The 21,629-nt window shown below is 65.0% G+C and carries 23 protein-coding genes; 11 read left to right on the top strand and 12 right to left on the bottom strand.

Features of this window, described 5'->3' with window-relative positions:
- Window positions 1–1,350 carry a type II toxin-antitoxin system HipA family toxin gene (locus tag N4T19_RS15885; protein WP_260718499.1) on the top strand — a complete coding sequence of 450 codons (1,350 nt, stop codon included), beginning with the start codon at window positions 1–3 and terminating at the stop codon, window positions 1,348–1,350.
- Between the two features lie 46 nt (window positions 1,351–1,396).
- On the opposite strand, the gene N4T19_RS15880 is transcribed toward N4T19_RS15885, so the two are convergent.
- A complete protein-coding gene (locus N4T19_RS15880; protein WP_260718498.1) occupies window positions 1,397–2,002 on the bottom strand; it encodes a DUF4304 domain-containing protein in 606 nt (201 codons plus the stop codon).
- A 250-nt stretch (window positions 2,003–2,252) separates the two neighbouring features.
- Between N4T19_RS15880 and N4T19_RS15875 the strand changes: the two genes are divergently transcribed.
- The 3 genes from N4T19_RS15875 to N4T19_RS15865 all read left to right on the top strand — a co-directional run bounded on the left by N4T19_RS15875 (window position 2,253) and on the right by N4T19_RS15865 (window position 4,599).
- On the top strand, window positions 2,253–3,077 hold the full coding sequence (locus N4T19_RS15875; RefSeq protein ID WP_116927471.1) for an ABC transporter substrate-binding protein: 825 nt from the start codon (window positions 2,253–2,255) through the stop codon (window positions 3,075–3,077).
- A gap of 68 nt (window positions 3,078–3,145) precedes the next feature.
- Window positions 3,146–3,913 (top strand): amino acid ABC transporter permease, encoded by a 768-nt coding sequence (locus tag N4T19_RS15870; RefSeq protein ID WP_260718497.1) that lies wholly within the window; start codon window positions 3,146–3,148, stop codon window positions 3,911–3,913.
- On the top strand, window positions 3,910–4,599 hold the full coding sequence (locus N4T19_RS15865) for an amino acid ABC transporter permease (protein ID WP_260718496.1): 690 nt from the start codon (window positions 3,910–3,912) through the stop codon (window positions 4,597–4,599). Before N4T19_RS15870 ends, N4T19_RS15865 begins: the two co-directional genes overlap by 4 nt.
- A gap of 57 nt (window positions 4,600–4,656) precedes the next feature.
- Here the strand turns inward: N4T19_RS15865 and N4T19_RS15860 are convergent, their stop codons facing one another.
- The 3 genes from N4T19_RS15860 to N4T19_RS15850 all read right to left on the bottom strand — a co-directional run bounded on the left by N4T19_RS15860 (window position 4,657) and on the right by N4T19_RS15850 (window position 7,383).
- Entirely contained in the window at window positions 4,657–6,018 is a 1,362-nt protein-coding gene (locus N4T19_RS15860; protein WP_182344202.1) for a glycerophosphodiester phosphodiesterase family protein, read from the bottom strand.
- Window positions 6,019–6,290: 272 nt separating this feature from the next.
- Window positions 6,291–6,560 (bottom strand): hypothetical protein, encoded by a 270-nt coding sequence (locus N4T19_RS15855; RefSeq protein WP_021025328.1) that lies wholly within the window; start codon window positions 6,558–6,560, stop codon window positions 6,291–6,293.
- Between the two features lie 43 nt (window positions 6,561–6,603).
- A complete protein-coding gene (locus tag N4T19_RS15850; protein WP_116927475.1) occupies window positions 6,604–7,383 on the bottom strand; it encodes an SDR family oxidoreductase in 780 nt (259 codons plus the stop codon).
- 123 nt (window positions 7,384–7,506) lie between these two features.
- On the opposite strand from N4T19_RS15850, the gene N4T19_RS15845 reads away from it, so the two are divergent.
- Window positions 7,507–8,442, top strand: a complete 936-nt coding sequence (locus N4T19_RS15845; RefSeq protein WP_116927476.1) for a LysR family transcriptional regulator — start codon at window positions 7,507–7,509, stop codon at window positions 8,440–8,442.
- Between the two features lie 93 nt (window positions 8,443–8,535).
- On the opposite strand, the gene N4T19_RS15840 is transcribed toward N4T19_RS15845, so the two are convergent.
- From N4T19_RS15840 to N4T19_RS15830, 3 genes are all read right to left on the bottom strand, one after another.
- Window positions 8,536–8,874, bottom strand: a complete 339-nt coding sequence (locus tag N4T19_RS15840) for an RNA recognition motif domain-containing protein (RefSeq protein WP_116927477.1) — start codon at window positions 8,872–8,874, stop codon at window positions 8,536–8,538.
- Window positions 8,875–8,987: 113 nt separating this feature from the next.
- Entirely contained in the window at window positions 8,988–9,197 is a 210-nt protein-coding gene (locus N4T19_RS15835; protein ID WP_116927500.1) for a hypothetical protein, read from the bottom strand.
- Between the two features lie 264 nt (window positions 9,198–9,461).
- Window positions 9,462–10,133: an ankyrin repeat domain-containing protein gene (locus tag N4T19_RS15830; RefSeq protein ID WP_409935117.1), complete on the bottom strand. Its 672-nt coding sequence runs from the start codon at window positions 10,131–10,133 to the stop codon at window positions 9,462–9,464.
- Between the two features lie 177 nt (window positions 10,134–10,310).
- Between N4T19_RS15830 and N4T19_RS15825 the strand changes: the two genes are divergently transcribed.
- A complete protein-coding gene (locus N4T19_RS15825; protein ID WP_260718495.1) occupies window positions 10,311–11,477 on the top strand; it encodes a hypothetical protein in 1,167 nt (388 codons plus the stop codon).
- 19 nt (window positions 11,478–11,496) lie between these two features.
- Here the strand turns inward: N4T19_RS15825 and N4T19_RS15820 are convergent, their stop codons facing one another.
- The 4 genes from N4T19_RS15820 to N4T19_RS15805 form a co-directional block, all read right to left on the bottom strand.
- On the bottom strand, window positions 11,497–12,123 hold the full coding sequence (locus tag N4T19_RS15820) for a pseudouridine synthase (RefSeq protein ID WP_260718494.1): 627 nt from the start codon (window positions 12,121–12,123) through the stop codon (window positions 11,497–11,499).
- Window positions 12,123–12,809, bottom strand: a complete 687-nt coding sequence (locus tag N4T19_RS15815) for a GntR family transcriptional regulator (RefSeq protein ID WP_021025306.1) — start codon at window positions 12,807–12,809, stop codon at window positions 12,123–12,125. Before N4T19_RS15815 ends, N4T19_RS15820 begins: the two co-directional genes overlap by 1 nt.
- A gap of 4 nt (window positions 12,810–12,813) precedes the next feature.
- Complete coding sequence (locus tag N4T19_RS15810) at window positions 12,814–14,121, bottom strand: C4-dicarboxylate transporter DctA (protein ID WP_260718493.1); 1,308 nt, start codon at window positions 14,119–14,121, stop codon at window positions 12,814–12,816.
- A gap of 234 nt (window positions 14,122–14,355) precedes the next feature.
- Window positions 14,356–14,721: a RidA family protein gene (locus N4T19_RS15805; RefSeq protein ID WP_116927482.1), complete on the bottom strand. Its 366-nt coding sequence runs from the start codon at window positions 14,719–14,721 to the stop codon at window positions 14,356–14,358.
- Window positions 14,722–14,853: 132 nt separating this feature from the next.
- Between N4T19_RS15805 and N4T19_RS15800 the strand changes: the two genes are divergently transcribed.
- A complete protein-coding gene (locus N4T19_RS15800) occupies window positions 14,854–15,519 on the top strand; it encodes a TenA family protein (protein WP_260718492.1) in 666 nt (221 codons plus the stop codon).
- Window positions 15,520–15,597: 78 nt separating this feature from the next.
- Complete coding sequence (locus N4T19_RS15795; protein ID WP_116927483.1) at window positions 15,598–16,797, top strand: threonine ammonia-lyase; 1,200 nt, start codon at window positions 15,598–15,600, stop codon at window positions 16,795–16,797.
- Window positions 16,798–16,808: 11 nt separating this feature from the next.
- Here the strand turns inward: N4T19_RS15795 and N4T19_RS15790 are convergent, their stop codons facing one another.
- A complete protein-coding gene (locus N4T19_RS15790) occupies window positions 16,809–18,326 on the bottom strand; it encodes an aminotransferase-like domain-containing protein (protein WP_260718491.1) in 1,518 nt (505 codons plus the stop codon).
- A gap of 110 nt (window positions 18,327–18,436) precedes the next feature.
- Here N4T19_RS15790 and N4T19_RS15785 point away from each other — a divergent pair, with 110 nt between their 5' ends.
- The 3 genes from N4T19_RS15785 to N4T19_RS15775 all read left to right on the top strand — a co-directional run bounded on the left by N4T19_RS15785 (window position 18,437) and on the right by N4T19_RS15775 (window position 21,581).
- Entirely contained in the window at window positions 18,437–19,048 is a 612-nt protein-coding gene (locus N4T19_RS15785) for a LysE family translocator (RefSeq protein WP_260718490.1), read from the top strand.
- Window positions 19,049–19,151: 103 nt separating this feature from the next.
- The gene (locus N4T19_RS15780; RefSeq protein WP_165841246.1) at window positions 19,152–19,298 is read left to right on the top strand and encodes a hypothetical protein; all 147 of its coding nucleotides are present in this window, start codon (window positions 19,152–19,154) and stop codon (window positions 19,296–19,298) included.
- A 414-nt stretch (window positions 19,299–19,712) separates the two neighbouring features.
- Complete coding sequence (locus N4T19_RS15775) at window positions 19,713–21,581, top strand: phosphoenolpyruvate carboxykinase (GTP) (RefSeq protein ID WP_260718489.1); 1,869 nt, start codon at window positions 19,713–19,715, stop codon at window positions 21,579–21,581.
- The last annotated feature ends 48 nt before the right edge of the window (window positions 21,582–21,629 follow it).

The following is a 21,629-nucleotide window of genomic DNA, read 5'->3' as shown; positions in this document are numbered from 1 at the left end:
ATGCGCAGCGTTGGCCATAACAAAGCCCTGGGCCTGTGGATGAACGGCCACCGTGTCGGGACATGGCGCGTAGAGGCGGGTAGCGATGTTTTGCAGTACGACGACGCCTGGGTGCGTGATGTGGCTCTGCGCCGGCCCTTGTCCTTGTCACTGCCCTTCACACCGGGAAATGGTCCGCACAAAGGCGAGGCGGTGCGCTTTTATTTCCAGAACCTGCTGCCGGACAACGAGCAGATTTTGGAGCGCATCGCGCGCCGCTACAAAGTAGGCGCTACAGACCCCAATGCGCTGTTGCAGGAAATTGGCAGAGACTGCGTTGGCGCCTTGCAGATCCTGCCCGCTGGTGAGGCGCCCCCCGAAGAACCGGAGATGCAGTACGAGGTGCTGAGCGAGGCGGACGTGGCGCGCCTGGTTCGCGCCGTGGTGAACCCGACGCAGTCTGGCGATGGCGGTCTGGATGACGACGATTTCCGGATCTCGATTGCCGGGGCGCAGGAGAAAACCGCTCTGCTTTACTGGGCCGGCCAATGGTGCAGACCCCTGGGTGCAACACCGACTTCACACATCCTGAAATTGCCGCTGGGTCTGATTGGCAATATGCAGATCGACATGCGCCACTCGGTAGAGAACGAATGGCTGTGTTCGAAGCTGGTGGCCGCCTTTGGGATTCCGATTGCGCCCTGCGACGTGCTGCGCTTTGAAGACCAGAAGGTGTTGGCCGTTGAACGCTTTGACCGGAGCGTATGGAAGGAGAAGGTCCTGGTACGGATCCCGCAGGAGGACATGTGCCAGGCCAGTGGTGTCTCGCCCATTCTCAAATACGAGAGTGATGGCGGGCCCGGCGTCGATACCATCATGGACTTGCTGGCGAGATCCAAAAGTCCGGGGACAGACCGGTTCCAGTTCTTTATGGCACAGCTGTTGTTTTGGATGCTGTGTGCCACTGACGGCCATGCCAAGAACTTCAGCATCTTTTTGCGGCCCCAGGGCGTGTTCGAGATGACGCCGCTGTATGACGTGCTCTCGGCCTACCCCATTTGGGGAGCCGGGCCTGGCAAGTTGTCGCCCCACAAGGCGCGCATGGCCATGGCCGTGCGTTCCAAAAATGCGCACTGGAACATGAACAAGATCATGCGCTGCCACTGGGAGGCTGTGGGCGAGCGCTATGGCATCCGCTCGCCCCAAGGCTTGGATGTGCGAGCAATCATCGACCAAGTGGTGGAGATGACACCGGACGTGATTGCCCGCGCCGAAAAGCAACTACCCCCTGACTTTCCGCAGAGCGTGTCAACGGCCATATTCCAAGGCCTGCAAGACGCCGCGAACCGCCTGGGCAGGGTGCATGACTGAGCTGCGGTGTTGATCCAGGACAGCGCTCGCCCCAAGGCTTCACAGCTCAACCCGCCAAGATCCCCTCCAGATTTGCCCGCAGCGCCGTAGCGCGCTCCGTCACCCGCGGCAGCGCTGCTTGGGCGATCGATTGCGCCAGTAACGCCTCACCCAACACGACGGCGACCCGGGCCCAGGTGAGCAGGTGGGCGGGGTGCATATCCTTGTCCTGCGCCGCCAGCCGGGCGGCGGCCAGGAACGACGCGGGGTAGGCGCTGAAAGGGGCAAAAAAGGCCTGGGACTGCCGCTGCCATTCCGACACTACAAAGGCCACTGATTCGGCCGCCTCCTGTGCGCTGGTGCCATAGGCAAACTCGGCATCTGCGGCGTTGCGAAAGCCGGCGATGACCGAGCCGCGCCAGGCGCAGTCATGGTCGCGCATCGCCGGCGGCGCGGGCATGGCGCCACCGGCCACATCGCCCAGCGCCTGCAGATGGGCGCCCAGGTTGACCTGGAACACCGCGCTGCGCGGGCGGTGCTGGACCTCAACGACATGCACCACGCCACCGTCCAGCACACGCCGGGCGATATCGCCCTGGCGGACAAAGCCGGCGGCCACAAGTTGCGGGAAGAACTGCGCACGCAATTCGCTGGTGGTGGTTTTGCGGTCCATGGTGGGTGGTTCTTGGGGGATGGGGCGGCAGGTGCAGACATCGGGTGTGCCGCGCACCCTTGCTTATAAAGCCTTTTGAGCGTTTTGGGCGATGTGCTTTGTCGTCGAGTCGTACATGCGAAATCTACATATCGATTGAATGAAATCGTCGTTGTCCAACGACGGTCTGTATTCCTACACTGGGCCCTCAATCAAGTTTTCGCTGGCCCGGGCATGGTGCCCTGGCGTGGGGATCTCAGAAAGCATAGCTATGAAAAACAAGGCATGGGCGATGGTGGCCACCGCTGCGGTGGCAGCGCTGGCATCGGGGGCGGTGTGGGCCGATCGCCTGCAGGATATCAAGCAGGCGGGGGTGCTGCGCGTGGCAGCCTTTGATGCCAATCCACCGTTTGGTTTTGTCGATCCCAAGACGCGCAAGATCGTGGGTCTGGATGTGGACTATGCGCAGGCCTTTGCGCAGCGACTGGGCGTGAAGCTGCAGCTGGTGCCGACCAACCCGGCCAACCGCGTGCCGCTGCTGCTGTCGAACAAGGTGGACCTGGTGCTGGCCAATTTCACGATCACCGAGGAGCGTGCCAAGCAGGTGGGCTTCAGCGTTCCCTACTTTGCCTCGGGCACACAGTTCATCGCGGCCAAGGGCACGTTGACCTCGCCCGCGCAACTGAACCAGCTGCGCATCGGTGTGGACAAGGGCACGACCAATGAGATCGTGCTGCGCGAGAAGCACCCGCAAGCCACCTTGGTGGCCTATGACGACACGCCGTTTGCGTTCACTGCGCTGCGCAATGGCAATGTGCAGGCCATCTCGCAAGACGGCCCCAAGCTGGTCGGCCTGCTGGCCACGATCAAGGATAAAAAGGAGCGCGACAAGTGGGAGGTGCCGGCGTTCACGATATCGAGCGACTACATCGGCGTGGGCATTCCCAAGGGGGAGGCTGCGCTGACCGACTTTGTCAACACCGCCCTCAAGGAACTGGAGGCCAGCGGCCAGGCCGGCAAGATCTACGACACCTGGTTCGGGCCGCAGAGCGCGACACCGCTGGTGCGCAATTTCAAGATCGGCGACAAGCCATAACAGCATAGGTACCGCACAACCCCCGCGTCTGAGAAGGCGCGGGGCTGTGCCTTTTGGGGTTGGTGTTTATGCAATTTTTGATCTCCTGGCTGGAGCCGCTGTGGCCGCATCTGCTGGCGGGCAAGTACTGGCGCTGGCTGCTGGAGGGCTGGTGCACCACGGTGCTGGCCTCGCTGCTGGTGATGGCGGCGTCCACCGTGCTGGGCATCGGCTTTGCGGTGGCGCGCAGCACGGCCTGGGCGCCACTTCGCTGGCTGGCGCTGGCCTACCTGTCGGTGTTTCGCAATACGCCGCTCTTGGTGCAGCTGTTCTTTTGGTACTTTGGCGTTCCCAGCCTGCTGCCACCAGCCTGGATGGCCTGGCTCAACCAGGCGCACAGCCTGGCGCTGGGCCCGTTCAGCCTGGGCTGGCCTTCGCTGGAGTTTGTCTCGGCCTGCATCGGCATGGTGTTCTATGCGACGGCCTATGTGGGCGAAGAGGTGCGCGCGGGCATCAACAGCGTGCCGGCCAGCCAGAGCCAGGCGGCGCGCTCGCTGGGCATGGGCGGCTGGCAGCTGCTGCGCCATATCGTGCTGCCCCAGGCGCTGGCGCGGGTCATCTCGCCGCTGATGGGCCAGTACATGAACATCGTCAAGAACACCTCGCTGGGCATGGCCATTGGCCTGGCCGAGCTCTCGTACCGGGCGCGCCAGGTGGAGGCCGAGACCTTCCAGTCCTTCCAGGTCTATGGCATCAGCACCTTGCTCTACATCGTGCTGATCGTGGTGCTGGAGCTGCTCAGCCAGCACCTGGCCCAGCGCCGCCGCTGGGGCCGGGTGGAGGTGAGGCGCGCATGAACTTTGCTGCACTGAGCGATGACTGGCACTACCTGCTGGTGGGCACCTTTCCCGATGGGCCACCGGGCGGCGCCTTGCTGAGCCTGATGCTGAGCGCCGTCTCCGGCCTGCTATCTGCCGTGCTGGGGCTGGCACTGGGCATTGCGCTGGTGATGGGGCGGGGCCGGGCCTTGCAGTGCCTGCGGGTGCTGCTGGGCTTTTTGCGCGCCATTCCGGTGCTGCTGCTGATCTTCTGGATTTATTTTTTGCTGCCGGTGCTGTTCAACGTGGATGTGCCGGGCAGCGTCTCGGTGGTCTGTGCGCTGTCGCTGGTCAGCGGCGCCTACCTGGCCCATGGCGTGGCCGCTGGCCTGCAGGCGGTTGCGCCGGGCCAGTGGGATGCCGGCGCGGCGCTGGGCCTGACGCGCTGGCAGGTGCTGCGCAGCCTCATCCTGCCCCAGGCGCTGGCGGTGATGCTGCCCTCGTTTGTGAACCAGTGGGTGACCCTGATCAAGGACAGCTCGCTGGCCTATATCGTCGGCGTGGGCGAGCTGTCCTTTCTGTCCACCCAGGTCAATGCGCGGCTGATGGTGCACCCGGCCGAGGTGTTCCTGCTGGTGGGCGCGATCTACTGGCTGATGTGCTCGGCGCTGAACCTGCTGGCCTGGGCCGTGGCGCGGCGCAGCCAGCCGCGCTTCGCGCGCTGAGGCAGGCATCAAAAAAGGACGCCAGGGCGTCCTTGGGGGTGGAAGCAGCTGCCTTGCTTACTGGTTCTTCAGCTCGGCAATGTAGGCATCGCGGGCCTGCACGCCCGTCGGGGTGAAGTCGGTGAACACGCCATCGATGCCCAGGCGGTAGTAGGCCAGGAACTCCTGCACCGGGTCACCCTTGTAGATGCCGGCCAGGCGGCCCGCTTCGTTGCGGAAGGTGAAGCTGTGCACGATCAGGCCAGCCTTGTGGGCGTTGGCGATCAGGCCGGTGTCCTTCAAGGTGTTGACGTCCTTCAGGCCGGCGCCGTCCTTGTAGGGCACGACGGAGTGGGCCAGGACCTGGGGCTTCCAGGGGCCGATGCCGTCGGCATAGGTCTTGATCTCGGCCAGGCCGGCCGGGGTCTGCATCACGGCAAAGGTGCGGGCATCGCCAGCCAGGGTCCAGCTGTAGGGGCGGCCGCTGATGAAGGTCCATTCATCGGTGGTGATGTAGACCATCGAGCCATCCTTGAGGTCGAAGTCATTGCCATCGATCAGCTGCACGCCCTTGGCCTTCATGCCGGCCTTGCGCAGGTACTTGAGGCTCTCAGGGTCAAAGCTCTGGATGTAGATGGCCGAGTCCTTGCTGTTGAGCTTGTTCTTCTCGAGCAGCGCCATCACGGCATCTTCAAACGGGTGGCTGCCGCTGCCGCAACCATTGGCGATCGCCTGCTGGTTGTTCCAGTAGGGGTTCTTGGTTTCGGCATACACGGGGATGGTGCGGCCCAGCGCCTTGCCCTTGGCCGCTGCGATGTCGATCACATCCTGGGCGCTGATCAGCGGCAGCTTGCCGTTCCACTCGGTGGGGCGGTCGGCGCGGTTGTCCAAGGTGGTGCCGGCAATCCAGTCGCGCAGCTCCTGCATCGTGAAGTCGCTGATCGACCAGTCATTGCTGTGGTCTTCGCCGTCGACGATCAGCGCCTTGAGCACCGACTTCTGGTTGCCCGGCTCGACCAGGTCCGTCAGGTACTGGCTGGGGCCGTTGGCCGGGATGGCGGGGTATTTCACATTCACCAGCACGCCGGGCGTGGTGCGCTTGCGGGCTGCCACGGCGGCATTGGTCTTGGCCACATCGGCGATGTTGGTGCTGTCGCTCAGCCAGGCGTTGTGGCGGGCCACCAGCTGGCAGTCACGCGTCATGTGCATGTCCAGCTCCAGCATGTCGGCACCGGCGTCGGCCGCCTTCTCGTAGGCCATGCGGGTCTGCTCGGGGTACATGCCCGAGTAGCCACGGTGGGCGATCACCTGGGGCTGCTTGCCGTCCAGGGTCTTGAAGCTCGGATCATCATCGCCGCCGCCGCAGGCGGTCATCAGCAGAGCTGCGCACATCGCAGCGCCCAGCGTGGCCAGGCGAAAGGTGGGTTGGTGTGTTGTCATCGTCCGTTGTCCCCAGGGTTGGTGAATCAGCAAGTGGATGGATGCTGCGGGGTCGGTATGACGGCACGGTGACAATGTAAAGCGCGCGTCTGCGGCTCACAACAGGCGAGGTGTGCAGGCACTTGTCGGTCTTTGCTGCCGCCTGTAGAGAACACCCCCATCAACCGCTGCAGGCATCCAATTCCACGCACCAGCGTAGTGCAAGGCAGGCAGCGGGCCCAGTGTTTTCGATGCTGCAGCGCGGCAACTGTGGTGTTCTGTCCAATCGCCGATCAGGCGCGGCCCAGCCACCAGACCAGGCCCAGCGCCAGCGCGGCGGGCACGGCGAAGTTGACGAGCAAGATGGGCAGCTCCTGCGCGACGGTATAGCCGGCCTTGTGGACGCCGACCCACATATTGACCAGCGCGACCCCCAGCCAGGCGGGGATGAAGTACTTGGCCGCCAGCGCGATGCTGGCCGCATCGGCGCCCCAGAGCTTGCCCAGCAGGGCAAAGACGGCCAGCAGCAGCAAGCCGGTCAGCATGACCAAAATCATATGCATGGGCAACTCCTTGTGGTGGTGGGAGGGCGGCGCCCTCCAGGCTTTATTTTGTCGTATAGCCGCCGTTGATCAGAATCGTCTGGCCGGTGATCCACCAGCCATCGCTCACCAGGTGGCGCACAAAGGGCACCACGTCTTCGATGTCGGTCAGGCCCGTCTGGCTGAACGGCGACAGCGCCGCCGCGCTCTTGTGGTAGGCCTGGGCATCGGCGCTTTCCTGGCCGTAGAAGAAGGGCGTGTCCATGGGGCCGGGGCCCACGGCGGTGACCGAGATGCCCCGCGCGCCCAGCTCCTTGGCCGCTGCGCGGGTGTAGTGCTCCACCGGCGCCTTGGTGCCCGCGTAGGACGCGTAAAACGGCGTGAAGGCGCCCAGCAGCGAGGTGACCAGCGTGCAGATCTTGCCGCCATCATTCACCTGCTTGCCTGCCTCCTTCAAGAAGAAGAAGGCGGCCTTGTTGTTGACCGCATCCATCTCGTCAAACTCCGCTTCGCTGATCTCGGCCATCGGCTTTTTCAGCACCTTGCCGACGGTGTTGATCGCAATGTCGGGGCGGCCCAGCGCGGCCACGGTGTCGGCAAACAGCTTCTCCACGGCGGCGGCCGTGGTCAGGTCGCCTTGCAGCATCACCGCCTTGGCGCCCAGCTTTTGCAGCGCTGCCAGCGTCTGCTCGGCATCGGCCTTGCTCGCTGCGCTGTTGTAGTGGATGGCCACGGCCTTGGCGCCATGCTGGACAAAGTCGGTGGCCAGCAGGCCGCCCAGGTTTTTGGCACCGCCGGCGATCAAAACGGTCTTGCCCTGCAGGCTGTGTTGGGGTTTGGACATGAAAAGCTCCTTGGGGATAGGTCAGAGCTGTTCAGCGTAATTGGTCACGAAACAAAGATAAATATAGAATTTATTCCATGTTTATCCAGAATTTATTAACAATGAATGTGCAGGATCCGGGCTATGGACCGCATTGACCTGCTGCGCATCTTTTTGCGTGTGGCCGCGACCGGCAGCTTTTCCCAGGCCGCCGACCAGCTGGCGCTGCCCCGGCCCACCGTGTCGCTGGCGGTGCAGCAGTTGGAAGCCCGGCTGGGCACGCGCCTGCTCCACCGCACCACACGCAAGGTAGCGCTGACGTTGGATGGCCAGGCGCTGGTTGATAGCGCCAGCAGCCTGGTTGACGAGATGCAGGACCTCGAGCAGCGCTTTCGCCCGCAATCGCATGCCGTGGCCGGGCGCCTGCGCATCGATGTGCCCAGCCGCGTGGCGCGGCTGATCGTCGCCCCCGCATTGCCAGCGCTGCTGGCGCAGCACCCGGGGCTGGAGGTGGATCTGGGCTCCAGCGACCGGGCGGTGGACCTGGTGCAGGAGCACATCGACTGCGCCTTGCGCGTGGGGCCGCTGGCCCACAGCTCGCTGGTGGCCAAGGCGCTGGGCAGCATGGAACTGATCAACTGCGCCAGCCCCACCTACCTGGCCCGGCAGGGCACGCCGCAGACACCGGCTGACCTGGCAGGCCACCAGAGCGTGCACTACAACTCGCCCACCAGTGGGCGCCCTGCCGCCTGGGAATGGGTGGAGGGCGGCGCCGAGCACAGCATGGTGCTGCCCGGGGCTGTGGGTGCCAACCATGTGGAGAGCTATATCGCCTGCGCGCTGGCGGGCCTGGGCCTGATCCAGATACCGCGCTATGACGTGCAGGCCCATCTGCAGTCGGGCGAGCTGGTGCAGGTGCTGCACAGCTACCCGCCGCCTGCGCTGCCGGTGCATGTGCTCTACCTGCACCGGGCGCAGCTGTCGCGCCGGGTGCGGGTGTTCATCGACTGGATCGCGCAGCTGCTGGCGCAGGCCGGAGCGATTGCGCCCGGCCCGGACGGCCCCGTGTCCGCTCCATGACAAAGCGCCTCTCTGTACCAGCGGTACCGAGAGGCGCTTTGTAAGGCCTGATCGAACCGGCTACGACAGCCGGGTCTTCAAGATGCGATGCGCTCAGTAACGGCCACCGCCGTAGCCGCCTTGGCCGTAGCCCACGTCGGAGCGACCGCCCGAGTTGCTGTAGCCACCCGCGCCTCTGGATTCTTCACGGGGGCGGGCCAGGTTGACGACGATCTGGCGTCCGTCGACCGACCTGCCATTGAGCGCGTCGATTGCTGCCTGGGCCACATCGGCCGAGGCCATTTCGACAAAGCCGAATCCCTTGGAGCGACCGGTATCGCGGTCCATCATGACTTTGGCGGAGGTCACCGAACCGAATTCGGAGAAGTTGTCCTGGAGACTGGAATCGGTCACGGAATAGGGCAGGTTGCCCACATAAATTTTGCTGCTCATGTCAGAGCCTTTCTGAAAGAAGTTGCACCATGGGTGCGCATGGAGTGGCGGCGGACTGGACAGACCAGGCCATGTCGCCAAGGAATGGGAGGGGTGGTGTTGCCACCCCGCGGTCAGCAGACCGGAGGCTTGGGCATGGATGACTGCAGCCAGCCTTGGGTCACTGCAAAGATGCGCGCCGCTTCTGCAGAGGCGAATGTCTTGTCGAAGCGGAATACCCGGCAATAGCTGCCATTGCCCGGTGATCGCTGGAAGGAGAAGGATGCGCCAAAGCGGCCATTGGGCGCTTGGTGGGTCGACGGGGAAACGAGGTACTTCCCGATGGAAATAAAAGTCTTAGAAATGGGTATCAATCAGGATCACGGGCTTGGGCAGCCTGTGTGAGCGTGTAGGTACGCGGTTGACTGCTGCTCTGCAGACCAACCAGGCGAATGTCGCCAAGAACGCTGGAAGTAGCCCTGCCACCCACCAGCGGGAAAAAAGAGGCTTGCACAGCGGCAAATACCTCTCAGACGGTGTTCACTATAAAGCAATAGTTATAAAAAGTCTAATTTTTATTAACGTATTGCATAAAACAACGTTGCGCCTCAGCGCGCACCGGCCGCTGTCAGCATCTCCACCATCGCGCTATAGCCGCGTTGCCGGGCATGGGCCAGCGGTGTCACGCCCTCCTTGTCGGCCAGGTTGACATCGGCCTTGGCATCGATCAAGAGCTGCAGGATCTGCTGGTGGCGCGGGCCGCCATCGCTCAGCACGATGGCCTCCATCAGCGCCGTCCAGCCCAGGCGGTTGACATGGTTCACATCGACGCCGGCGTTGATGAGGGTGCGCACGGTCTCGACATGGCCGCGCTCGGCTGCCGGGATCAACGCGGTGCCGCCATAGCGGTTGGTGCTGCGCAGGTCGGCGCCATGGGCCAGCGTCATCTGCAGGATCTCCTGGTGGCCGCGTGCGCCGGCGTACAGGTAGGGGCTGTCTTCGATGTGGTCCTTGGCATTCACATCGGCGCCGGCCTCGATCAAGGCCTTGGCCGCTGCCACCTGGTTGCTCTGGGTGGCTACGAGCAGCGGCGTGCGGCCCTGGGCATCGCGTGCATCGAGGGCGCTGGCGCCACCGTTTTGCAGCAGTTGCTGGATGCGGCTGCCGTTGTTGGCGGCCGCTGCCTGGTGCAGGGCGAGCGTGGTCATGTTCTGTGCGTGGGCAGGGGGTTGCGTCAGTTGAAAGGCCAGGCCAAGGCAGAGGCTGAGCAAGGGGCGCATGGGGTTTCCTTTGAACAGGTTCTTACAGCGGGGGTATGGCAGCCGCGTCCATCCCCTCCAGTTCATATACTCCCAAAACCATAGCTGGTCTTGCAGGCTTAGTGGGTGCGAAAGGGCATTCTTGCACAGGAATGCCGGATGCCGGTGGAGATGAGAGACAAGGGAGTGCAGAGAAGAATGGGCGGGAGCAACGAGGGAAAGCAGCAGCGCGGCCATGCGGCGCTGCTGGTGCTGGGCGGGGTGCTGATGGCGGCGCTGGGCGTGCTGCTGCTGTGGCTGTGGTTGCCGCTGCTGATAGCAGTGGCCGCAGGCGGGCTGGTGTTTGTGCTGCTGTCGCAAGCGGGCCGCATCGGCTGGATGCTGGAAGGGCGGCGCGCGCTGCGCGATCCAGGCTTGCTGATGGAGGATGGGCGGCTGCGCACGCCCGTGTGGCTGCCGTTTTACGCGATGCTGGCGGCCTTGCTGGCGACGGCTTGCGGCTGGATGGTCCTGTTCCTGCTGCCCGACAGCCTGCACCCGGCCGAGATGCTGCAGATGGGCACGGGCCTGGCCGGCGCCATCGTGGTGCTGGTAGCGGTCTGGCTGCTGGGGCAGCTGAGCACCGGCTGGTCGCTGCTTCGGCAGGGCCAGGCCTGGAATGCCCGCCGCATGTCGCCCGAATGGTGGATTTGGGCGGCGATCGCCTTTGTGCCAGCAGCGCTGGCCATGGGCCTGATGGCGCCGGACCGGGCCGGGCTGCAGGTCTGGGGCCTGCAATGGCGCGGCTATGACAGCCAACCTATCCGCATCCAGCTGGCGCCCGCCAGCAACCCCGAACAAGCCCGCCTGCGCGACGCGGCCCTGCTGGAGCTGGTGCAACCGCTGCTGGTGCAGGGCAGCCGCCGTATTGCTGCCAGCATGCGCAGCCGCCACGGCACAAGCCACTGGAGCGCCGCCCTGCCAGCGCGCTACCGGCTGCAAGGCGATGTGCTCGACATCCAACTGGCAGGCCGCCTGGAGCCGGAGGGGCTGCAGCGCTATGCGCAGCAACTGCAGCAGCTGGGCGCGGGCGACCACCGCGCCCTGCGCTGGTTGGTGGCGGCGCAATGCCTGCCAGCCCCCAGTGCGATGGCAGCCTTGAGCGCGGCCGCGCGGCGCGCGCAGTGGGCGCAGGTGCAGGCCTGTGCGCAGCAGCGCAGCCAGGCCTTGCAGGCGCTAGGCGCGCAGCTGCAAGGGCAGATCGAGCAGGTGGAGGTGTTGCCGCTGGCGCACTACCGGCCCTGGCCCCGGCGTGGTGGCTGGCAGGCGGTGGCCCTTCCCTCGGGGCAAGAGGCTTTGGATGCATTGCCGCTGCTGGCGCAATGATGCCTGGCGCGGCGACTTTTTACAGCGCCAGATCCGTCCACTGCCCGGGCTCCAGGCCAGCGAGCGAGTAGGGGCCAATGGCCATGCGCACCAAGCGCAAGGTGGGGTGGCCGGCGGCAGCGGTCATGCGCCGCACCTGGCGGTTGCGGCCTTCGCGGATGATGAGCTCGATCCAGCAATCGGGCACGCTCTGGCGCACGCGGATGGGCGGGTGGCGCGGCCACATCGCAGGCTGCGGGTCGAGCATGCGCACCTGGGCCGGCAGGGTCTTGCCGTCTTTCAGGTCCACGCCATCGCGCAGCTGCTGCAAGGCGGCGGCATCGGGAATGCCTTCGACCTGCACCCAGTAGGTCTTGGCCATCTTGTGGCGCGGGTCGGCAATGCGGGCCTGCAACTGGCCGTCGTTGGTCAGCAGCAGCAGGCCTTCGCTGTCGCCATCGAGCCGGCCAGCGACATAGACGCCGGGCACGTCGATAAAGTCTTTCAGGCCTTGCCAGCGCCCCTCGGGCGTGAACTGGCTGACAACGCCATAGGGCTTGTGAAAGCCCAGCAGCCGGGGCGGGCCGGCCGGGCTTGCGGGCCTGGCAGGCTTGAGGAGTCGGCCCGGCCCGCCGCTCTTGCGCGGCCGCATGCGTGGCTCGGGCATCAGCGCTGCACGGGGCTCAGGGTGGCACGCAGGCGCTCGCCAGGCGCAGTCTCCGGGGGCGGAGGGGTGGTCTCCAACGCTTCTTCGACGTTGCCGATATGGGCCAGCATCAGTGCGCGGGCCTGCTCGGCGTCGCCCCGCTCCAGCGCCTCGACAATGCTGGCATGGTCCGCGCAGGACTGCTCGGCGCTGTGGTCGGACTGGTAGAGCGTTGCTGCCAGCGTGGTGCGGGCGGTCAGGTCGCGCAGGGTATCGGCCAGCAGGCGGTGGCCCATGTTCTCGGCCAGGCAGACATGGAAATCGGCCAGCAGAAAGGCGCGCGTGGCCGCGTCGGCGCCCTGGATCGCGCGCTGCTCCTCGTCGATATGCAGGCGCAGCTGGCGGATCACCTGCTGCATCGGGCGGCCTGCGGTCTCCAGGATGCCCGCCTCGATGATGCGCCGGGCGGCGAAGGCGTCGCGTGCCTCTTCGGCACTGGGCTGCACCACGTACCAGCCCCGGCGCGGCTGCACCTGCACAAAGCCGCGCGCCTGCAGCTGCATCAGCGCCTCACGCACCAAGGTGCGGCTGACCGAGAAGTTGTCTGCCAGCGCCTGCTCTCCCAGGCGCTCCCCGGGCGAGAGCTTCTGCGCGAGGATGGCTTCGACGACGCGTTCTGCAATGGTGGTGGGGCTGACAGCAGTCATGGGCTCAGGCGTGGGGTGTAGACAGCTCCGATTGTGCCGTGTCTTGCGGTAGTTTCTCGCCATTGAGCACCTTATGGGCGCGCTCGCGGTCGATATCGCCTTCCCAGGAGGCAATCGCCACGGTCGCCACGCAGTTGCCGATCAGGTTACCCAGCGCCCGGGCAATGCCCATGAACCAGTCCACCGACAGCACCAGCACCAGGCCGATGGCCGGGATCGCGGGGATCGCATGCAAGGTGGCGGCCAGCACCACGATGGCCGAGCCCGGCACGCCGTGCGCGCCCTTGGAGGTGACCAGCGCAATGGCCAGGATGGTCAGCAGGTCGGTCATCGAGATCGGCGTATTGGTGGCCTGGGCAATGAAGACCGCCGCCAAGGTGATGTAGATCGAGAACGCATCCAGATTGAAGGAGTAGCCGGTGGGGATCACCAGGCCGACCGTGGAGTCGCGGATGCCCAGGTGGCGCAGCTTGGCCATGATCTGGGGCAGCACGCTGTCCGACGAGGTGGTGGCAAACACCACCATCAGCTCTTCACGCAGGTAGCGCAGCAGCTTGATGAGGCTGAAACCCGAGACGCGCATCGCAAAGCCCAGCACCACGAAGACAAAGAAGGCGACGGCCACATAGAACAGCAGCACCAGCATGCCCAGCTGCTTGAGCGAGCCCACGCCGTACTGGCCGACGGTAAAGGCGATCGCGCCCAGCACACCCAGGGGCGCGAGCTTGATGATGATGCCCATCACCTTGAACAGCACATGCGACATGGTGTCGATCAGCAGGCTCACCGGCGCGCCGCGCTCGCCCAGCATGGTCAACCCGCAGCCAAACAGCACGGCAAACAGCAGCACCTGCAGCACGTCGCCGGTGGCAAAGGCCTGCACCACGGTGGTGGGGATCAGCTTCATCAGGAAATCGACCGTGCCGCCGCTGGTCAGCTTGTCGGCATTGCTGGCGTAGGCGCTCATGGCCGAGGCATCGAGCTTGCTCGGGTCCACGTTCATGCCTGCACCAGGTTGGAACACAAAGGCCAGTACCAGGCCCAACACCAGTGCAATGGTGGTGAGCACCTCGAAGTAGATCAGCGCCTTGACGCCGACCCGGCCCACGCGCTTGAGGTCGCCTGCGCCCGCGATGCCATGCACCACCACGCAGAACACCAGCACCGGGATGATCATCTTGATGAGCTTGATGAAACCATCGCCCAAAGGCTTGAGCTTGACGGCCCACTCCGGCACCAGCAGGCCGATGAGGACCCCAACGATAAGAGCCACCACCACCTGCCCGAACAGCGATCTGACAAAACGACGCATACGCATTCCTTTTCGGTTTGTATACAAGTTGTAAATTTCTTGTATGCAAAATGTACCCATGCACATACCGATCAGTGAACAGGGATTACCCGTGAGCGTTCACCGACTTGTGCAGCCTGGGAGACACAAGCAAAAAGCCTGCCATGCAAGTTGCAAGACAGGCTTTGTATGCAAGGAATGCTGCGTTCAGCGCAGCCTTAGAACAGGTTCTTGGGCAGGGCCAGCGCGCCCCGATCAGGCCTTGTCGACGGCGGCGACCACCACCACTTCGATCTTGTAGGCCGGGTTGCCCAGCGTGGCCTGCACGGTGGCGCGGGGCGGCGTGTGGCCGGGGGTCACCCAGGCGTCCCAGACGCTGTTCATCTGGCCAATCTCGCTGATGTCGGTCAGGTAGATCTGGCACTGCAGGATGCTGGCCTTGCTCGATCCGGCCTCGCCCAGCAGGCGGTCGATATGGCCCAGCACTTCCTGGGTCTGGGTGACGATATCGGCACCGGGGTTGTTCTCGGGGATCTGGCCGGCCAGGTAGACGGTGCCGTTGTGGATGGCGATTTCGGACAGGCGGGCGCCGACATGGCGGCGGTCGATGGCAGAGGTCATGCTCGTCTTTCGGTAACAGAGGGAGAGGGTGGGGATGTGCAAAAATCATAGCGCATCACAAGGGTGGTACGCAGGCACAAGGCTGTTGCGGCACAATGGCCCTCTTTGCCGTTGCAGCCCCTGCCGCCCACCATGACCGACCGTTTTTCCGAATCGCTTCAAGCGCTGAACCAGCCCGTCTGGGATGCCTGCATCCAGCACCGCTTCATTGACGAGATGCGGGCCGGTAGCCTTGATGAGGCGGTGCTGCGCCGCTACCTGGTGCAGGACTACCAGTTCATCAACCAGTTCGTGGCGCTCTTGGGCGCGGCCATCGCCAGCGCCGATAGCTTTGCGCCGCGCGTGCGCCTGGCGCAGTTTGCGGCGATGATCACCAGCGACGAGAACACCTACTTTCAGCGCAGTTTTGACGCGCTGGACGTGTCCCAGCAGGAGCGCGATACGCCGCCGCTGACGCTGCCTACCGTGCAGTTCCAGGCGCTGATGGGGCAGGCTGCGCGCAGCCAGAAATACGCCAACTGCCTGGCCGTGCTCTGCGTGGCCGAAGGCCTGTACCTGGACGGCTTTGACCAGCCCGGCCAGCGCCTGCCGCCGCGCTTTGAACATGCCGAATGGATCAGCCTGCACGCCAATGACTTCTTCCGCGATTTTGTCGGCTGGCTGCGCGCCGAGCTCGACCGCATGGGCGAGAGCATCGAGCCCGACGTGCGTGCCGAGGCGGCCGATTATTTCAGCCGCGCGGTGGCGCTGGAGCAGGCGTTTTTTGACCATGTCTACCAGCCGCCCAGCGCCGACTGACGCCCGGCAACACGGATACGGCACCCATCACCACTGCCGCCCCCTGGCCGGGCGGCCCACCCTCCAGCGAGTCATCCCATGCTCAGCATTCAAGACATCCGCGACGCCGCCCAGCGCATCCAAGGCAAGGTCGAGCGCACGCCGTGCCTGTACTCCCACACCCTGTCCCAGATCGTGGGCGCCAAGGTCTACCTCAAGTTCGAGAACCTGCAGTTCACGGCGGCCTTCAAGGAGCGCGGTGCCTGCAACAAGCTGATGCAGCTCAACGCCGAGCAGCGCGCACGGGGCGTGATTGCGATGAGCGCGGGCAACCATGCCCAGGGCGTGGCCTACCATGCGCAGCAGCTGGGTGTGCGGGCGGTGATCGTGATGCCGCGCTTCACGCCGGGCGTCAAGGTCGAGCGCACGCGCAGTTTTGGTGCCGAGGTGGTGCTGCATGGCGACACGCTGGAAGAGGCCCGCGCCCATGCCTATGCGATGGCCGAGGACCAGAAGCTGGTGTTTGTGCACCCCTTTGACGATGCCGACATTGCAGCCGGCCAGGGCACCTTGGCGCTGGAGATGCTCGAAGACCAGCCCGACCTGGACACCCTGCTGGTCGCCGTCGGCGGCGGGGGCCTGATTGCCGGCATGGCCACCGCCGCCAAGGCGGTCAAGCCCGGCATCCAGGTGGTGGGTGTGCAGACCTCGCGCTTTCCCAGCATGGTCAATGCGGTGCAGCACCAGGACCTGCCCGTCGGCGTCTCGACGATGGCCGAAGGCATTGCGGTGGCGACGGCCGGCCTGATCACGCGCGAGATCGTCGCCCGCACGGTGGACGACCTGGTGCTGGTCGAGGAGAGCGATATCGAGCAGGCGGTGCTGATGCTGCTGGAGATTGAAAAGACCCTGGTCGAGGGCGCGGGATCGGTGGGGCTGGCGGCGCTGCTGCGCTACCCCGAGCGCTTTGCCGGCCAGAAGGTGGGCCTGGTGCTGTCGGGCGGCAATATCGACCCGCTGCTGCTGGCCTCCATCATCCAGCGCGGCATGGTGCGCTCGGGCCGGCTCGCGCGCCTGCGCATCAGCTCGCGCGATGTGCCCGGCATGCTCGCACGCATCACGGCCATCGTGGCCGAGGCGGGCGCCAACATCGAAGAGGTGCACCACCAGCGCGCCTTCACCAAGCTGGCCGCGCAAAACACCGAGATCGACATCGTGCTGCAGACCCGCAGCAAGGCGCATATCGATGAGGTGGTGGACAAGCTGCGCGCCGTGGGCATGCAGGTCGATCTGGCCTGAGCCAGGCTCCGTCAAGCGCCGCGGTGGCGCTTGAGCAGCAGGGCCAGGGTCTGCCAGGCAGCTGGCTGCTCGGCCATGGCCACCGAGATGCGCAGCAAGCGCGAGGGCGCCTGGCGTGGCGAGAACAGCACCCCAGGCGCCAGCAGCAGGCCATGCTCGCTGGCCTGGCGCGCCAGCAGTTCCGCATCCATGCCGCAGTCCACCCAGGCGAAGGTGCCGGCGACGGGCTCATGCACCGCGTGGCAGCCCAGCGCTTCGAGCTGGCGCAGGCAGCGGTGGCGCGCCTTGTCCACGCGCTCGCGCAGCCGGTCCACATGCTTGCGGTAGCTGCCATCGGCGAGGATGCGGTGCACGATCTGCTCGCTGGGCAGGGCCGAGGTCAGGCCCCCCAGCAGTTTCAGATCCGTCAAGCGGTGGATGAACTCGGGGCGCGCGGCCACATAGCCCACGCGCAGACCGCCCGACAGCGTTTTGGAGTAACCCCCCACGAGCAGCACGCGCTGCAGCCGGTCCATGGCCGCCAGGCGCAACGGCATATTGCCCAGGTACTCGGAATAGGTGTCGTCCTCGACCAGCAAAAAATCATGCTGCTCGGCAATGCGCAGCACGTCATGGGCCACGCCGGCCGACAGGCTCAGCCCGGTGGGGTTGTGCACCGCGGTGTTGAGGATAAAGAGCTTGGGCTGGTGCTGCGCGGCCAGTGCCTGCAGCGCCTGCACATCGGGGCCGCCGGGCAGGCGCGGCACCCCCACCACGTTGACCCCCATGGTGTTGAGGCGGCCAAAGATCAGGAACCAGCCCGGGTCCTCGACCAGCACGGTGTCGCCGGGCTGCAAAAAGCAGCGCACGATCAGGTCCAGCCCGTGGGTGACGCCGCTCACCGTCATCAGCTGGGTTTCGGGGTGGGCCGGCACTTCTTGCGCCTGCAAGGTCGATGCGATCTGGCGGCGCAGCGGCGCCAGGCCCTGGGGCAGGCCATAGCCCAGCAGGCTGCGCTCGGCACGCAGGCCCTGCTTCAGGATGGCGCGCAACGCGCCGCTGATCAGTCCCTCGTCCATCCAGCTGGCCGGCAGGCAGCCGGCGCTGCCGGTGTGGCCGGAGCCATCGGCATCCTCGCGGAAGATACCGCGCAGCAGGTAGGAGGTATCAAAGGCCGCGCCCTGGGCCAGGCTGGCCGCAGGGGCTGCGGCCGCCTCGGCCAGCGCGCGCTGGGCACAGACAAAAAAGCCCGCACCCCGGCGCGACTGCACCAGGCCCTGCGCGGCCAGCCGGTCATAGGCTTGCACGACGGTGTCGCGGCTCACCCCCGCCTGCTCGGCCAGCGCCCGCACCGACGGCAGGCGCATGCCCGCGCGCAGCCCATGGTTGCGGATGCGGTCGCTGAAATGCGCCACCAGCTGCTCGACCAGGGAGGCGCTGCCGGTGCGCACCGGCTGCCAGCCCCAGGCAGCTGCGGCCAACGGACTGGCGGTTGCAGCTGCGGGGGAAGCGTGGGCAACAGCGGCGGCAGGTGAAAGTGTCAGGGTCATAAGAGCAGGCCAATTCTTGAACTGGCCAGATAAAGTGTACCGGTACTGTACTGCATGGCAGCGCTAGCATGTCAACAGCTTTTCTTTTCTCCTTTTTCCCGCACCTTGCCATGTCCGTTCTGCCCGAAACCTCCGCCTTTGTGGTGCCCCTGGCCCTTTTCGCCTTTGTCAGCTCCGTCACGCCGGGCCCCAACAATGTGATGCTGACGGCTTCGGGCGCGAGCTTTGGTTACCGCCGCACGATGCCGCACATGCTGGGTATCAGCCTGGGGGTGGTGGCCATGCTGCTGCTGGTGGGTCTGGGCCTGGGCGTGGCCTTTGAGCGAGAGCCGCGCCTCTACACCTGGCTCAAGTACCTGGGCGCCGCCTACCTGCTGTGGCTGGCCTGGAAGATCGCCCGCTCGGGCCAGGCGGGGGCCGGGCAGGCCGGGGCACAGCCCTTTGGCTTTTGGCAGGCCGCTGCCTTTCAGTGGGTGAACCCCAAGGCCTGGATCATGGCCATCGGCATTGTGGCGACCTACACCCCGCGCGATGGCTATGCCGCCAATCTGCTGCTTGCCGCGCTGGTGCTGGGCCTGGTGAACTACCCCAGCGTCAGCGTCTGGACCTTGTTTGGCAGCGCGGTGGGCCGCGCGCTGCGCACGCCCCGGGCGCTGCAGCGCTTCAACTGGTGCATGGCGGCGCTGCTGGTGCTGTCGCTCTACCCCGTGTTGGAGGGCTGATCGTTGGCGAAAGGGTCATGCAGCTGGCTCAGGGTTCGCCCGGCATGCAGGCCCGGCGCCCGCTCGCTACAATGGTTCTCAGCCTTTGCATTGGAGAGAGCCCATGTCCAGCCCGCACACCGACGCCGACACCGAACACCCGCCGATGGATACCGTGGAAGCCATTGTTCCGCTGATGCCGGTGGTGCTGCCCGTGGTGGGCGCGCTGATGATGTTCCTGCTGGCCTTTATCGCCGTCTACATGGCCTGAGCGCTGCGCGCAAACCGCGCTCCAGCTCTTGTTGCTGAACCCGCCGCTGGCGGGTTTTTTGTTGCCTGCCGCTCCCTCGCGATGGCTGGCGATAGCTGACGCGGTCCCGCGCTGCTGTGGCCGCTTGGCGACGCCGGGCCCAGCGCCACCTGCGCGACAGGAGGCTTGCCAAAGAAACCGGTATCAATACAGTTATGCATTTCGTCATGCGTCAAATGCATAGATGTTGAGACTGAAAATCACCGTTTTGGGGGCCGACTGCTAAAATCGCCAGTCCAGCGTAGGCATTTTTGCGCACAGGCATGGCGCCTTGTCCGACGTTGTGGAGACGGTTTTTCAAAAATGGGTTGCTGTCGGCCAGGGGCTTGTCGCAGCGGTTTTTGATGAACCGTTTACAACTTTGAAAGCCTTCCCATGAACGCAAACATCCAGGCCGGTGTCGCCATTCAGGCCCCCGACTACGTCAAGAACCCCAAGCTCATCGCCTGGGTGGCCGATATGGCCGCGCTGTGCAAGCCCGATGCCGTCTACTGGTGCGATGGCAGCCAGGAAGAATACGACCGCCTCTGCCAGCAACTGGTCGATGCCGGCACCTTCAAGAAGCTCAACCCCTCCAAGCGCCCCGGCAGCTTTCTGGCCTGGTCCGATCCCTCGGACGTGGCCCGCGTGGAAGACCGCACCTACATCTGCTCGGCCAAGAAGGAAGATGCCGGCCCGACCAACAACTGGATGGAACCTGCCCAGATGCGCTCGACTCTACAGCCGCTGTTTGACGGTTGTATGAAGGGCCGCACCATGTATGTGGTGCCGTTCTCGATGGGCCCGCTGGGCTCGCCCATTGCCCACGTGGGCATCGAGCTGTCCGACAGCGCCTATGTCGCGGTCAACATGAAGATCATGACCCGCATGGGCCGTGCCGTGTATGACGTGATCGGCAGCGATGGTGCATTTGTGCCCTGCGTGCACACCATCGGCGCGCCGCTGCAGGCCGGCGAAAAGGACACCACCAGCTGGCCTTGCAACAAGACCAAGTACATCGTGCACTACCCCGAGACGCGCGAAATCTGGTCCTACGGTTCGGGCTACGGCGGCAATGCGCTGCTGGGCAAGAAGTGCTTTGCGCTGCGCATCGCCTCCACCATGGGCCGCGACCAGGGCTGGCTGGCCGAGCACATGCTGATTCTGGGCGTGCAAAATCCCCAGGGCAAAAAGTACCACGTGGCCGCCGCTTTCCCCAGCGCCTGCGGCAAGACCAATTTCTCGATGCTGGTGCCGCCCACTGGCTTTGAAGGCTGGAAGGTCACCACCATCGGCGACGACATCGCCTGGATTAAGCCCCAGGCCGATGGCTCGCTGCGCGCCATCAACCCCGAAGCCGGCTACTTTGGCGTGGCCCCCGGCACCAACTACCACACCAACCCCAACTGCATGGCCAGTTTGGACAAGAACGTGATCTTCACCAACGTCGCGCTGACCGATGACGGCGATGTGTGGTGGGAAGGCATGGAAAAGGACAGCGGCCAGCTGCCCGACCACCTGATTGACTGGCAAGGCAAGGACTGGACGCCCCAGATCGCCAAGGAAACCGGCGCCAAGGCCGCCCACCCCAATGCCCGCTTCACCGTCGCTGCCACCAACAACCCGGCGCTCGACGAAGCCTGGGACGACCCCAAGGGCGTGAAGATCGATGCCTTCATCTTTGGCGGCCGCCGCTCGACCACCGTGCCGCTGGTGACCGAGGCGCGCAACTGGAAGGAAGGCGTCTACATGGCTGCGACCATGGGCTCGGAAACCACCGCTGCCGCCTTTGGCGCGCAAGGCGTGGTGCGCCGCGATCCATTCGCGATGCTGCCTTTCATGGGCTACAACATGAGCGACTACTTCGCCCACTGGCTGAACCTGGGCGACAAGCTCGAAGCCGCTGGCGCGCAGCTGCCCAAGATCTACACCACCAACTGGTTCCGCAAGGATGCCGCTGGCAAGTTCGTCTGGCCTGGCTACGGTGAGAACATGCGCGTTCTCAAGTGGATGCTCGACCGCCTCGAAGGCCAGGTGCAGGGCACGCAGACCGCCTTTGGCGTGGCACCGCAGTACGCCGAGATCAACTGGACCGGCCTGGACTTCAATGCCGAGCAGTTCAAGACCGTCACCAACATCGACACCGCCGTCTGGACCGAAGAGCTGGCATCGCACCAGACCCATTTCGACCACCTGGCCCAGCGCCTGCCCCAGGCCTTGCTGGACATCAAGGCCGATCTGGAAAAGCGCCTGGCCGCTGCCTGATCGGTAGCTCAGGAAGTCGCTGGTAGCACTGCTGCCAGTGGCTGGGAT

It is taken from the genome of Comamonas squillarum (genome assembly GCF_025309455.1).
Lineage (GTDB): Bacteria > Pseudomonadota > Gammaproteobacteria > Burkholderiales > Burkholderiaceae_C > Comamonas > Comamonas squillarum.
The sequence above is the reverse complement of the archived record's forward strand: the minus strand, read 5'-3'. Positions and strand labels throughout refer to the sequence as shown.